Below are 14,020 nucleotides of genomic sequence, written 5' to 3'. Positions count from 1 at the left end.
TATGCTCACATTAGACCTTTCTTTAAAAGGTTGGCGGCGTAATTGGCGGCTCTTGCAGTAATAGCCATATAGGTTAGTGAAGGGTTTTGAGTTGCGCTCGAAGACATACAAGCTCCATCCGTAACAAATAAGTTCGCCACATCGTGAGCTTGGTTCCATTCATTTAGTACAGAGGTTCTTGGGTCGCTGCCCATGCAAGCTCCGCCCATTTCGTGAATTTGTTTGCCAAGCGGTATGTGCTTGCTATCAGGGGTGGTGTTTACGACGATATTAGAACATCCACCTGCTTCAAGCATTTCTTCGATATCCTTCGCAGCTTGCCTGATCATTTTTCGCTCGTTTTCTTTCACTTCTGCATCGATATGTAGTATCGGCATACCCCATTTATCTTTACTGGTTGGATGTAATGTAGCCAAATTGTCGAAATAGGGTAGTATTTCGCCGTACATAAAGGCGCTAAACCGCCATGGTCCGGCTTTACCGGCGTTTTCTTTTTCTTCAATACCTATGCCTGCACGTTTTGCTGGTGGGCTAATTGAAGATCTATGCTGGGCCGTGGTTTGAAAACCAAATCCTCTCACAAAATCAGCATCGGCGAGTTTGTCATGACGATAATTGGGGATATACGTTGCTATAGGCCGTCGTCCGAATGCAAACTTATCTTCTTTCACTTGAACATCTCCACTTGCGACAACACCCGTAAAGTGGCTCATAATGTAGTGGCCTAACGCGCCTGAGGAGTTTGCAATGCCATTAGGGAATGACACTGATTTTGAGTTCAATAGAATTTGCACAGTTCCCAACGCAGATGCGCACATGAAAATGGCTCGGCCTTTGTACTGCCTTCTTTTCAGAGCATTTGCATCAATGACGGTCACTCCAGTAGCGCGTTTGTTTTTTTCATCATAGTCAACACGTTCAACTATGGCGTCAGTGACGACTGTTAGGTTCCCAGTCTTGTGCGCGGCGGGTAAGGTTGCTGATTGTGTACTGAAATAGGCGCCAAATGAACAGCCTCTACGACAATATGAACGAGCTAAACATTTCCCTCTGCCTAGCTTCAACTGTTCTTCTGTTGGCAGGGTAATGTTTGCTGACCGCCCTATAATCAGATGCCTATCTTTATATCGTTTCGCTAAATTTTCTGAAATGAAACGTTCGGCATAGCTCATCTCCCATGGTGGCTGAAATTCACCATCAGGTAATGTTTCAAGTCCATCCCTGTTAGCAGCGACGCCGATAAACGTTTCGACATAGCTATACCAAGGGGCTAGATCTTCGTAATCAATAGGCCAAGGTATTCCGTGTCCGTCATTTGCGTTTGCTTGAAAATCTTTTTTGCTCCAACGCAATACTTGCCTTCCCCACGTGAGAGAGCGCCCTCCTAATTGATGTCCTCTGACCCACATGAACGGTTTGTTTTCAGGAAAGCTATATGGACTCTCTTTATCGTCAGTGAAGAAGTGAAGCGCATCTGTTCTATATAGATGTCCCTTTTTCCTTAAGGTTGAGTAATGCCCGTCTTCGGCAAGTTCTTCCTCTGGCATCCCCCTGTTTTGAAGCTCCCACGGAGCTTCAAAATCTTTATATTCAGGACCTCTATGCTCGACGTTACGCCCACGTTCAATGATAAGTGTTTTAAACCCTTTTTCACAGAATTCCTTGGCAGCCCAGCCGCCGGTTATTCCTGAACCAACAACGATGACATCGAATTCTTCATTCATAGGTATTGCCTCTTATGTATTGCTTGCAACTCGTCCCAATTTAAATTTCCTTTGTAACCTCCGGGGACTAAAATGAAATTTGTATTCGCTTCTTTCGACGTGTAATGAATATGAAAAATCAGCTCTTTAAAGCGTTTATAAGCAACTAAAAACGGCGACGTTGTCTTTTTAAAAGCATCTCGGTCTATTTCGGTTAAAAAGGCTAGGCGATTTTCTCTTGGCATGAGCAAATACTCTTGGCCGCTTATGCTGTGCGCTTTTTCATTTAGCTGAGCTAGAAAGGAGGTAATCTGTTGCTGAGTAGATTTAGATGCCCAAGACACCATGAGTTCATCGAGTACTTGTGCCGAATGAGAGTCCGATGCGCCTGGGGTACTAGTTGTAGGTATTATGATGTCAGCGATGTCATGAACTAATGTCATTTGCTCCGCATTAAAAAAAGATGCATCTGACTTGAAAATGGTAAGCTTTAATGTGTTCTTTAGTTCGGTTGGAAGAACCGCAGTTGAGACAACATAAAGCATTGAACCCAAAAATACCCGTCTATTTATCTTCACTTTTTTCACCGCCAACAAGCTTAAGTTAGTCTATATGAAGATACATTCATTAATGCTCATTAACAATCATAAATGTTCACAAAAAATCAAATTAATGTAAATTTTCATCGCTGCACTTTGTGTGTTGTGAAATGGTAATAAAATAATTAATTCCAATTAAAATAGATATATATATTTATTTTTTGAGTTTTTTAGTTTGGCTCTGTTAATTTTTAGGTTGCGACAAGATTGTCTACATGTCTATTATGTGCTTTTATAGTCAAAATAGGTCATATAAGTTGTTTGTGTAATGAGAAGCGTTTTTTCCTTTGTAATATTCTTTTTTTTGGTAAGCGGTGTCGTTGTTTCTGCCCATGCAAGCGAACGTATTTGTGGCGTATTGAACAACAATGTTGTTAGTGTCCAGCTTCACTCAGTACGACAACTAATTGAACAAGATTTTGAAGGAACGCTAGTTGAATTGAAGAATGCAGGTTTTGACGCTGTTGAGTTTGCAGGGCGCTACGGAAAATTCAAAAAAGATCCGAAAGGTCTCAAATTGTACCTAGATAATCTATCGCTTGAGGTTAGTGGTGTTCATGCTGGATTATCACAATTGCGCGGTGACGTAGGAAATAGCAATTTACAGTTTTTTAAAGACATAGGAGCGAAGCTTGTTATTGTACCTCATGATCCCCGAGTGGATACTGTTGACGATATCAATTATTTAATTGACGAACTAAATTTTCTTACCGCGAAAGTACAAAAATATGGAATGACACTCGGTTACCACAATCATGCAAAAGAGTTTAAGGTGTTTGGGTCGTCAACTTTCTGGGATTATTTGGCTTCAAATACAAACAAAATGCTTGCTCTCCAACTAGATGTAGGTTGGGCAAATTATGCCGGCGCAGATAGCATTGAGCAGTTCAGAAGGTATGCTGGTCGAATTGCCTCGACGCATCTTAAAGTTCGAACTCACGATGGAGAAGATAAATCACCAATAATCGGTAGAGATGGATACGATTGGTATCAGCTAGTGAAAAATGGCCTTTCTATTGGAGGTACACGCTGGTTCGTCATAGAGCAAGAAGAGTTTCCAGATAACCTTAGTCCTATTCAAGCACTAGCGGCATCTAAAGCCGGTATTGATAAAGTTATTACTTCTCTTAAAGAGGAGTGCGAGTAATGTTAACCGTATTCCGTATTGCGTTACTGGCAAGCTTTTACCTTATTACTTTTACTCAACAAGTAAACGCCTTAGATGACGTGTCGAATGTAGTCAAAAAGATCGGTGAAAGCGAACCGCCTAACATTCTTTTCATATATACAGACGACCAAGCTCCATGGGCCATAGGAGGCAAAAGCCCTAATGCTGTTACGCCTAACCTGAATGCGTTAGCAGAACAAGGAATGTCGTTTCCAAATGCTTATACCACCACGCCAGTTTGTAGTCCTTCCCGAGCAGGCTTACTCACCTCGCGCTATGGCTTTGAAGTGGGTATTGACGATTGGATAAATGACCACCTTAAAAGTAAGACGCTCACGGGTCACCAGTTAGATTTAGGGCTTTCGGCAAAACTGGACTCCTGGCCGAAAAGATTGCAAGAAAACGGTTATTATAATGGCTTGATCGGTAAGTGGCACTTAGGAAAGCAACCTGAACATCACCCTCAAAACTTTGGCTACAACGAGTTTACGGGCTTTCTAGGAGGCGGAACTTCACCCATAGACCCTCAACTTCTTGTAAATGGTGCTTCGAAAAATGAAGAGGGATTAACCGTGGACCTTCTCACTGACCATGCCATGGACTTTTTAAGTAGGAATAAACACAGGAAGTTTGCTTTATCACTGCACTATAGGGCACCTCACTATCCATTTGAGCCTGTTTCAGAGAGTGATTTAGATGCTATTAGTAAAGATGTAGATTTAATACATCCTGATTACCCGGACCTAAATACAGAAAGAGCTAAGAAGTTATTACGCGGATATTTAGCTTCTGTTAAAGGTGTAGATAGAAATGTCGGAAGACTGTTGGGTCATTTAGACGATCTGGGGCTATCTGAAAATACTGTCGTCATTTTTACGTCTGACCATGGATACGTTATTGGACAGAACGGTATTTGGCATAAAGGCAATGGCTTTTGGTTGTTGAACACTCCACCTAAAGGCACTGAAACCATACCCAAAGGCCAGCGCCCAAATCTGTATGATGCGGTGCTTAAGGTACCTCTTATTGTTCGTTGGCCAGGTAAGGTGCCTGCAGGCACAGAAAATGCCTCTACCGTATCAAATCTTGATTTCTTCCCTACTCTTATGGATATCGCCAAACTGGATTTACCTAGTGAAGCAGTCATTAGAGGGCAAAGTGTAATCAAAGCGTTAAAAGATGAAGATTTAGTAGTGAGTACTGACTATTTTGCCGCTTATTCAACGCTGCATCAGTCAATCACGGGTATGAGAATGTACAGCGATGGTCAATACAAATTAGTCCGAGATTTCAAAAACAAAGGACGAGACGAGTTTTATCACTTAGTTGTCGATCCTCATGAGACTGACAACCTGCTTGAGAGAGAATTGACACCTGCTGAAAAGATGACGTTGAAAAGGCTGGATGACACTATCAAACAGAAAATGCTCGATTTGGACGACCCACTTTCAACGAGCTTCACCCCAGTGACTTTTAAAACCCCTTAAAGCTTGGTGCTTCTTATAAGCAATTGAGCGGTCAAATATTGACTAAATAGATTTACGGAGTCGATAGACCAACGGTCTTCCAATTGAACAAAATATGGAACATAGAAACATGAAAAATAAGCTGCTTTTAGCTATGGTAATTGCATACCTATTTGGCTGCACTTCTTTTGCGGATGATAAAGGAGCTTCAACACGTCAAGATACGCAGGCCTCCGTAGCTTCGTTGTCTCTCCACTCGACGCCAATTTTGTTGGGGAGTAGTCTTTTGGTTGATAAATCTCATACTTCAGATGGCTCAGATCGTGCGCAAAATGGTAAGCCTCTCTTTGCGGGTGTTATGGGGGCTCAAGCAGTTACCTATAAAGGTTATCAATATGTGATTTATTACACAGCAAAAGACAGGGGAGGTTACGGTGACCTTTTTGCTGAAGTTGTCGTCGCACGTAGAAAAGTAACAGGGCACGACTGGCAGCACGCCACCTTACCGGTATATCGACTGACTTCTGATGACGCACATAACCGCCAAGCCATTGAGATATCAAAAGGCGACGGCGCCATTCATATTTCCTTCGATCATCACAACTTAGATCGCATCAACTACGCACGTACTGCTTCGGGAGTCGCAGATCACCCAGAAACCCTAGATTGGAATGATGAAGTTTTTACGTTTCAGCGTAATCTCGGTTTTCCTAACGACGCGGTAGAGCGCGTTACTTACCCAAAATTTTATTCGTTAGAAAGCGGTAATGTACTTATGTATTTTCGGGAGGGTGGGGCAGCAAAAGGTGAAATGCAGCTTGCACTTTATGATGCGAAGAAGAGCGCGTGGCAGTTCATTCGCAATATATCGTCAAGCGAGGGGGTGTATATTCAAAATGTGAACGGCAACAAAGAACCTTCAACAAGAGGGCCTTATTTAGCCGGTGGTGGACCAAAATTTGACGCCAATGGTCGCATGCACATTAGCTGGGTATTTAGAGAACGGCCTGTCAATTGCAACCCCGGTAAGATTAACGGTTCTGATTGTAACCATGGTATCTACTACACCTACAGCGATGATGAGGGGCTCACTTGGTACAATAATGCGGGCAATCTAGTAGCTGATACCCGAAAAGGCGAGGTGTTATCTGTTGAAACGCCTGGATTAGAAGCTGTCCATGTGCCTACAACATTGAGGCCTTCAAATGTTTCTCACAACTCCGTCATAGACACGAAAACAGGTGACTACCACCTTTTACTTAGTCATAACATATCCCCAGACGGCCCAGCCCGTGTCCATCACTATGTTCGTGATACATCCGGCAACTGGCAGAAACGAGTTTCTGGTTTTACCGCTTCAAATGTGACCTTAACGTTTTTAGGAGATAGGTTGTTTGCTTTTGCCGGTAGAGAAAGTGCTGAGATTTACTATTCTGATCGAACCGATAACTTTACTAAGTGGCATGAAGTAGAAATGCCAAGCATAGATAGTAAGTCTAGCAAAATTGAGGGGGGGTATATTACATGGGATCTCAGTTTATTGAACGAGGGCAGAGCTAGTGTCATTTGGCAACATGCACCAGCCTCAATTGGTAAGCCCAGCCCTATATATGTTTATGATTTTGAAATAGGAAAAATAGATACTGGTGAGTAGAGTGTCACGTTCTAGGCTTATTACCTGACTGGTTCATATGTAATGAGCTAAGCATTTTCCATAAGAGGTCGCCATGTTCAATGTCGCACAACATGATGGCTATATGAGAACATGAGACTGCGATGGCGAGTTTTTTTCATCTGTGGCTAGTACATCTGAAAACAATAAGCGAAAAGCTCAACTAGGTCAGCAGTAGTTGACTAAAACTTTTCCTAATGCGGAATATTATCGATGAAACAAAGTTTTTATCTAATTATCACAGCAATCTTATTGTTTTCTCCCTTTATTTGTATCGCTGAAACAGAAAGGTCAGTTAACGTACTAGTATTCCTTATCGATGACTTACGCCCTGAATTAGGCACATATGATCACCCTTTCGCAAAAACCCCGAATATCGACGAATTAGCAAGTCAAGGGGTGAAATTTACCCGAGCCTACGCACAACAGGCTATATGTGGCCCTTCACGTGTGAGTATTATGACAGGTTTGCGACCTCAAACGACAGGGCTGTATACCATTAGACAAGATGGTCGACTTCGACCCAATCAACCTAATGTGATGTCGATGCCGCAGCTGTTTAAGGCTAATGGGTACAAGACCATTAGTATTGGGAAGGTTTACCACAGTACAACAGACGATGCAGAAAACTGGTCTACTCATATCAAAAAGCTCGATAACTTTTATGCCATTGATGGAAATAAAGAGAAGCGATTTGCGTATGAAGCGGGCGAGGTAGATGACGACTTTTACAAAGACGGTAAAGTGGCCAGTGATGCCATAGATACATTGAAAGGGTTAAAAGACGATAAGTTTTTGATGTTCGTTGGTCTCAGTAAGCCTCACCTTCCTTTTAACGCTCCGAAGCGTTACTGGGACTTGTATAATAGCAACGAATTTGCTGTGCCAAGCCGAAATAAGCCTGAAAATATGTACCGCCTTGCACTTACGAACTGGGGGGAACTTCGTATGTACGGTGGCATCCCTAAAGAAGGTAATGTTGATGATGAACTGACCAAAAAGCTCATACATGGATATTACGCATCGGTTAGTTATATGGACGCCCAAGTGGGCAGAGTAATGCAAGCTCTAGAAGAAATGGACCTACGAGAAAATACCATGGTTGTGTTGATGAGCGACCATGGTTACAAGCTTGGTGAGTATGGTGCGTGGAACAAGCATACCAACATGGAGCTAGATACTCGGGTGCCTCTGATTATTAGTCGAGAATTTTCTCATACTACGCGAGTAGCGAATAAAACCTCTGATGCATTGGTGGAAAATATCGATATTTTTCCGACACTCGCCGAAGCTGCAGGTCTTACTATGCCTGAAGTGGACGGGGAAAGTATGCTGTCTGTTGTAGACAACCCCAACCATTCATTCAAGCATGCCGCCTATAGCCTCTTTAATCGAGGCAAGATAATGGGTGTTACAGTGACAGACGGACAATGGCGATATACACAGTGGCGAGATGCCGCGACACAGGAGATAAAGTTTACAGAACTATATGATCACATCGCATCTGATGTTGCAAGGGTCAATGAGTCTGGAAAGCCAGCGTTGCAAAAAATAGAAGCAAAGCTACGTGAACTACTGCAGGCAAAGTTTCCTCTCAATGCGCCATCGTTTTATCAAAAGCGAAACGTTAATAATACGAATATACCAGTAACGTTGGCTGCGGATCTCACGGATAATCTTTCACAAATAGGCGAAGTGTATGATTTTTTCGACGTTGCTGTGAGAACGGAAAGGGGGAGTCCAAATTCAAAACCAGCAACGTTTGGCCGCAAGCCAAAGGTGAATACAGTCAGAATGTTAGGTGGCTGGTTTAACCAAGATTTATCGGGCGATACCTACTTATGGGATGGTGAGAAATACGTCTATAACTTTGAGGCTGCATTCGCCAAACTCGATAGTTGGTTAGATGGCGACTGGGATATATTTCAGATTGTACTAGACAATCCCCCTTGGGCGTTTCAGCGTGGTTATAAATTTGTTGAAGAGGCTGATGGAGAGAACTACTTATTGAAAGATAAAGTGAGCGTATATGGAAACGGGCTACCGCCAAACGATGCGACAGCATGGAATAGTTATATACGCGCGTTTATAATTAAACTTGCTGAACGTTATGGCAAAGAAAGAGTGCTTAACTGGCGATTCAGAGTGGGTTCTGAAATAGATACTCGGCCGCAACACTGGGCGGCCACTCGTGAAGAGTTTTTTGAACATTATCGCAATACAGTAGCAGCAATTAAATCTGTTCTTCCCAGTGTAAAAGTAGGGGCTCACTTCAGAGAAGCCTCTCATGAAAGCCGGTATGTTGATTACACAGGCAATACAGAAAAGGCTTATGCACCGCATTTCGTCACCTGGGCCAAAGAAAATAATGTGCCCTATGATTTCCTAGCAATTTCCTACTATCCACACATAACCCACCCTCATGAAATGGATATGGATAAGGTTTATGCTAGCCAAATCGCACCTATCGTAGACCACCCGCATTATAACCCAGCAGCTAGCTTTGAAATTCATGAGTATAAATTCATTGTGAAAATGAAGCGTGCAGGGTTTGTTAGTGTCGCGACTTCGCACAATTCAGCGTTTTTTGCCATGCTCGCTAAAATGATGTTAACCCACAACATTAAAGAAGTTTTTCAGTGGGGAAATGTTCAAGAAGGGTCATACAGTCCCGAGGCAATGACACAGTTGGCACTGTTTTCAATGGTGGGAAACACGCTATATGAAAATACCTCGAGCGTCTCTAAACCGCCTTTTGGAAACACGGTAAACGGAATATTTACGAAAAGAAAATCAGATGAAGGAATTGACGTACTTGCCTTCAATTTTAACAACGAAAACATGGATACTCTAACGCCTGAATTACTTCAGCTTCGTGTTCGCGTCGACAAGCCCGCTGGCACGAGGTTCCAGTATCGCGTGGCGCAAATTGATGGCGAAACTAATATTGAGCAGCAGTTCTTGAATGATTTTCCTAAAGCCATGCTTATGGAAAGTAAAGGCGGATGGCGTAAAGCCGATGCTCACCCTACCGCATCTGTGCGCGATGCTTTAAACGAAACGGGGCAAAATATTTTTCGCGAACAGCGAGCGAAGTATGGAAATCTCACCTCTTTAAAATGGAATGACTGGATACAGGGAACGACAAAAGAAAGCGGCGAAGCATCGACCGTTTCAATCAAAGCGTCAATACCCTCATTTTCCGTGCAGAAGTATGAAGTGCGGTGGGTATCGGAAGAAATATAAAAATTACGAACTGCATAAAAACAATGTTTGAGCGAGACTTGGCCAAACTAAGCTGTAACGAAAAGATTCAATTTGATTAAATGTGATTGTTAATGGTGAAATTGGATGGGTTTTTGTTTATTCTGCAAAGATAGATTAGTTACTAACGGTATGTATAGGATGAACAAAAAACAACAAGCGATCTTCTCTATTCTAGTTGCTTGCATTTTATCAGCTTGCAGTGCAACAGATGAGCAAGCCAGCGCACCGGCAGTTAAAGAAAAAGTGCCCAACTCAGTTACTTATTCTAAAAAGATTGATTGGCCGGAAAACAACGCTAAATTTTGCGATGCAGCGTTAGATCATGCCACTATTCAGTATGACGGGTTTAGAAAAGCATATACTGACCCTAAAAAGGTGCCTAGGTCATATAGCCAAGGAAAACCAAGGTTAGAGCCAATGTTAGGCTGGACGACCGGGTTTGTTGCTGGCAGTTTCTGGAATCTATATGAACACAATCAAAATCAAAGTTGGTTAGATACGGCCACCGAGTGGACCATTGCGCTAGAAAAAAATCAATTTAACCGTAAAACCCATGATATTGGGTTTATTATTTATGACAGTTTCGGAAACGGCCTTCGCTTAACAGACAACAAAGAATACGAAACAGTAATCGTAAACGCGGCAAAAACATTAATGGAACGTTATAACCCAAAAATCGGCGTAACCTACTCTTGGAGTTGGGGAACATGGGAATTCCCAGTCATTATAGACAACATGATGAATCTGGAGTTGTTGTACCGTGCATCTGAAATTACTGGTGATCCTGTTTACCGTAACGCTGCCATCAGTCACGCAACAGTCACTATGGAGCATCACTTCCGCGACGACTACAGTTCTTTTCACTTGGTGAATTACAATAGAGATACGGGTAAACCTAATTGGAAGCAAACTTTCCAAGGCATTGCTGACGATTCGTCATGGTCACGAGGACAAGGGTGGGGGTTATATGGCTACACCATGTCATATCGATTTACTCAAGATGAAAAGTTCCTAGAGCATGCTCGAGGTATTGCTAACTATATCCTCAGCCACCCGAATATGCCCGATGATTTAGTGCCTTATTTTGATTACGATGCACCGAAACATGAAGGTACGACGTTGTACCGAGATTCATCGGCAGCTTCATTGGTTGCTAGTGCGCTACTAGAGCTATCCACGTTTGTTGAAGGTGCTGAGTCAGAGCGTTATTACGATGCCGCTATGAAAATGCTAAGGACATTATCTTCTCCTGCGTATTTGGCTGATATAGGCGAAAACGGCCATTTCTTGTTGAAACAGGCGACAGGTAATTTCCCTGCAAATGATGAATTAAATTCGGCTTTAAATTACGGTGATTATTATTATTTGCAAGCTTTAAATCGCTGTAAGGCAATATAGCATTAGTAGCTTTAAGTAAAGCTACTAAGTCAGCGCTTTTAGCACGGGGTGTGAGGTATAGGTCACTTGACTTAAGCAAGCCCTTACGCGATCTATTAGCCTTGATTATAATTGATTAATCAAGGCTGGTAGTGAGCTTTCCGGTGGGGGTTTTACAAATCCGATTGTTTTTATCCACTCCGTACATAGAGTTTTGTGATTAAGCGAATGTATCGCTTCGAGGAGAGTGAGTTGAGGTTATTCTCTCTCTTATTCAAAATATTAGGGCAACTATTATGTTCATGAGCAGGCTAAGAAAAAAAAGCGCTATCATCAAAAGTGCTCTGAGTCTTACACTGAGTGCAGCAATTTTTAGTTGCACTAATACAACACACACCTTACAGATAGCTAAAAGCAATTTAGCTGTGGTACCAGATTATATTTATTACAACAGAGAACATATTCAAACCATTCAACAACAAGTTTCGGCGGGCAATAAAATTTATGTAACTGCGGTTAACAATTATGAAAAAGCCGCCCAAAACGATTTAACTTTGCCCATTGAATCAGTGCTGAACAAACCCACCGCTGGTCCTAGCGGTAATAAGCAAGACTACCTCAGTTTAGCTCCATATTTTTGGCCAAACCCTGATACGGTAGATGGCTTGCCATGGATAAATAAAGATGGTCAAGTTAACCCAATGACACGCGGAAAACATACTGACCAAGCGCGTTCGTCAAATTTTCTGAAAGCGTTAAAAATTTTAACCCTAGCTTACACCTACACGAACAACTCAAAATACTTACAACGCATGAAAAGTTATATTGATACTTGGATGGTCAACCCAGAAACCAGAATGAACCCGCATTTAAACTATGCGCAAGGCTGGCCAGGCACGAACAGTGGTACATCATTTGGGGTGATAGAGTGGACCGGCATTAGTAATGTGGTAACAGCCATGCAATTGTTGCAAGCCACCAATACAGTTGACAAACGTTTCACTGCTCAGGTAAACGCTTGGTTAAATGACTATTTAACTTGGTTGTTAACCAGTGAGTTGGGTAACTTAGAAAGAACACGTAAAAATAATCATGGTTCATGGTATGACTATCAAGTTGTTGGCTTAATGATGTATTTAAACAAAAAAGCACAAGCGAAAAGCTACTTAGCGGAAACTAGACAACGTATTGAAGAGCAATTTCAACCAGACGGTTCTCAACCACATGAACTCAAGCGCACAAAGTCGGTTAACTATACGTCAATGAATTTGCAAGCACTGCTTCAAGTGGCATTTTTAGCGGAAAAATTAGGGGAAAATTTGTGGTATTTTGAAGGCAGCCAAGGACAAAGTTTGCCAAAAGCAATTAAGTATTTTTACCCTTATTTGCGCGGTGATAAAACTTGGCAGCACAAACAAATTTGGAAGACTGTTGAACAAGCATATAAATTAAAAACCTATCCGATGCTGCATATAGCAAGGGCTCATTTTGGTAAAAGCGCAGTAGCTGATGATATTTACCACAAAGTTAAGCCTACATTATCCGCGGAAGACTTATTGTTGTATTACGCAAAATAGATAAAAGCATCACAGGCTCCCAGCCTGTGATGTTTGCTATTGTTTATCCGCTAAAAGAATGTTTTTACAGATGGTGCAATCGCTAAACCTAAGGCGTAAACCAATTTGCAACATGTTAATATCAGACGTTCGGGATTTTTAAAGCGTACGATAGTTCCATTAGGCAGACCCTTTTTAACCCGCTCTGGCAATCGCGCGATATTTAATGGGCGATACGCCTTGAACCCTCTTAAAAATGCGACTGAAATAATACGGATCGCTGTAGCCCAGTTGCTCCGCAATTTCTTGAACACTTGAATTGGTTTGATATAACTGATCACAGGCGCGACGAATTTTCAATTGAATAAAGTAAGCCGTTGGTGATTGATTAGTACGGTCACGAAACAGCTTACTAAAATGGGCGACACTCCATCCAGCTTGCGCGGCTAGATCGGATAACGGAATAGCCATATCGAGGTGATTTTCCATAAACTGAATACTGGCTGTAATTCCATCTTGTTTACGTTGGCTTATGGCTCTTGAACTGCTGTGCTCAAGTTTAATCCTACTCAACAAGCGCAAGAATTCTGCATGCATTGCAAACAAACCAGATTCAGAATGATTATAATTTAAACAGGCGTACACATCTTCAAATGCTTGACGCACGACTTGGGAGTTAGCGACATAAAGTAAAGGCTTCAAAACATCTACTTCTAGTTGCTCTAGCATTTTAGTTACTTGATGACCATCGAAATGGATCCAGAACAAAGACCACGGATTTTTTTCGTCGGCCTGATACAAGTGGCTAACATATGGCGGAATAATTACGGCACAACCTTCTTCAACGTTAAACGTAATATTATCCAGTTTTATTTCACCTTTGCCTTTTAAACAAAACAATAAAATTGCTTGGTTAACACCTTTTTCGCGCGCAACATAATGATATGGGGCCGATGGATATGCGCCGATGTGAGTGATGTATAACTGACTGACAATTGGTGATTTCTTGCAACGATTAATGATATTTGGTGACAGGATCACTAAGCGTTGATGAGGAAAGCCCTCTTCAATTCTACGCTGGCTGTTTTGGAGCGAATCATTCATAAGACATAGCGTATATCATGGATAGTAATATAGTCCATTAAAATGAATTGGATTTGGCATTTGGTTTGACGTTAATGCATTGTTAAATGTGCCTTATGGGGCAAACTT

The 14,020-nt window shown here is 42.0% G+C and carries 9 protein-coding genes; 6 read left to right on the top strand and 3 right to left on the bottom strand.

Features of this window, described 5'->3' with window-relative positions; genetic code table 11:
* Window positions 1–5: 5 nt before the first annotated feature.
* Window positions 6–1,724, bottom strand: coding sequence for a GMC oxidoreductase (locus GVO63_RS09470; protein WP_159579385.1), 1,719 nt, complete (start codon window positions 1,722–1,724; stop codon window positions 6–8).
* Window positions 1,721–2,146 (bottom strand): gluconate 2-dehydrogenase subunit 3 family protein, encoded by a 426-nt coding sequence (locus GVO63_RS09465; RefSeq protein WP_159508738.1) that lies wholly within the window; start codon window positions 2,144–2,146, stop codon window positions 1,721–1,723. The genes GVO63_RS09470 and GVO63_RS09465 overlap by 4 nt, the downstream gene beginning before the upstream one ends.
* A 424-nt stretch (window positions 2,147–2,570) precedes the next feature.
* Here GVO63_RS09465 and GVO63_RS09460 point away from each other — a divergent pair, with 424 nt between their 5' ends.
* The 6 genes from GVO63_RS09460 (at window position 2,571) to GVO63_RS09435 (ending at window position 12,829) form a co-directional block, all read left to right on the top strand.
* On the top strand, window positions 2,571–3,449 hold the full coding sequence (locus tag GVO63_RS09460; RefSeq protein ID WP_159579383.1) for a sugar phosphate isomerase/epimerase: 879 nt from the start codon (window positions 2,571–2,573) through the stop codon (window positions 3,447–3,449).
* The gene (locus GVO63_RS09455) at window positions 3,449–4,957 is read left to right on the top strand and encodes a sulfatase-like hydrolase/transferase (protein ID WP_159579381.1); all 1,509 of its coding nucleotides are present in this window, start codon (window positions 3,449–3,451) and stop codon (window positions 4,955–4,957) included. Before GVO63_RS09460 ends, GVO63_RS09455 begins: the two co-directional genes overlap by 1 nt.
* Window positions 4,958–5,066: 109 nt before the next feature.
* Window positions 5,067–6,590, top strand: a complete 1,524-nt coding sequence (locus GVO63_RS09450; protein WP_159493051.1) for a BNR-4 repeat-containing protein — start codon at window positions 5,067–5,069, stop codon at window positions 6,588–6,590.
* A 231-nt stretch (window positions 6,591–6,821) separates the two neighbouring features.
* Entirely contained in the window at window positions 6,822–9,854 is a 3,033-nt protein-coding gene (locus GVO63_RS09445) for a sulfatase-like hydrolase/transferase (RefSeq protein WP_159579379.1), read from the top strand.
* Between the two features lie 159 nt (window positions 9,855–10,013).
* Window positions 10,014–11,273, top strand: coding sequence for a glycoside hydrolase family 88 protein (locus tag GVO63_RS09440; protein ID WP_159493053.1), 1,260 nt, complete (start codon window positions 10,014–10,016; stop codon window positions 11,271–11,273).
* A 404-nt stretch (window positions 11,274–11,677) separates the two neighbouring features.
* Window positions 11,678–12,829 carry an alginate lyase family protein gene (locus GVO63_RS09435; protein WP_159493054.1) on the top strand — a complete coding sequence of 384 codons (1,152 nt, stop codon included), beginning with the start codon at window positions 11,678–11,680 and terminating at the stop codon, window positions 12,827–12,829.
* A 174-nt stretch (window positions 12,830–13,003) separates the two neighbouring features.
* On the opposite strand, the gene GVO63_RS09430 is transcribed toward GVO63_RS09435, so the two are convergent.
* Window positions 13,004–13,912, bottom strand: a complete 909-nt coding sequence (locus GVO63_RS09430) for an AraC family transcriptional regulator (RefSeq protein ID WP_159579377.1) — start codon at window positions 13,910–13,912, stop codon at window positions 13,004–13,006.
* Between the last annotated feature and the right edge of the window lie 108 nt (window positions 13,913–14,020).

The organism is Alteromonas sp. KUL106 (genome assembly GCF_009811415.1).
In the GTDB taxonomy this organism is placed as follows: domain Bacteria; phylum Pseudomonadota; class Gammaproteobacteria; order Enterobacterales; family Alteromonadaceae; genus Alteromonas.
The sequence above is the reverse complement of the archived record's forward strand: the minus strand, read 5'-3'. Positions and strand labels throughout refer to the sequence as shown.

What these genes read in the sequence shown, in the direction of transcription:
- GVO63_RS09470 (WP_159579385.1), bottom strand. Translation starts at nt 1,724, where the DNA reads ATGAATGAAGAATTCGATGTCATCGTTGTTGGTTCAGGAATAACCGGC.
- GVO63_RS09465 (WP_159508738.1), bottom strand. Translation starts at nt 2,146, where the DNA reads ATGACATTAGTTCATGACATCGCTGACATCATAATACCTACAACTAGT.
- GVO63_RS09460 (WP_159579383.1), top strand. Translation starts at nt 2,571, where the DNA reads ATGAGAAGCGTTTTTTCCTTTGTAATATTCTTTTTTTTGGTAAGCGGT.
- GVO63_RS09455 (WP_159579381.1), top strand. Translation starts at nt 3,449, where the DNA reads ATGTTAACCGTATTCCGTATTGCGTTACTGGCAAGCTTTTACCTTATT.
- GVO63_RS09450 (WP_159493051.1), top strand. Translation starts at nt 5,067, where the DNA reads ATGAAAAATAAGCTGCTTTTAGCTATGGTAATTGCATACCTATTTGGC.
- GVO63_RS09445 (WP_159579379.1), top strand. Translation starts at nt 6,822, where the DNA reads ATGAAACAAAGTTTTTATCTAATTATCACAGCAATCTTATTGTTTTCT.
- GVO63_RS09440 (WP_159493053.1), top strand. Translation starts at nt 10,014, where the DNA reads ATGAACAAAAAACAACAAGCGATCTTCTCTATTCTAGTTGCTTGCATT.
- GVO63_RS09430 (WP_159579377.1), bottom strand. Translation starts at nt 13,912, where the DNA reads ATGAATGATTCGCTCCAAAACAGCCAGCGTAGAATTGAAGAGGGCTTT.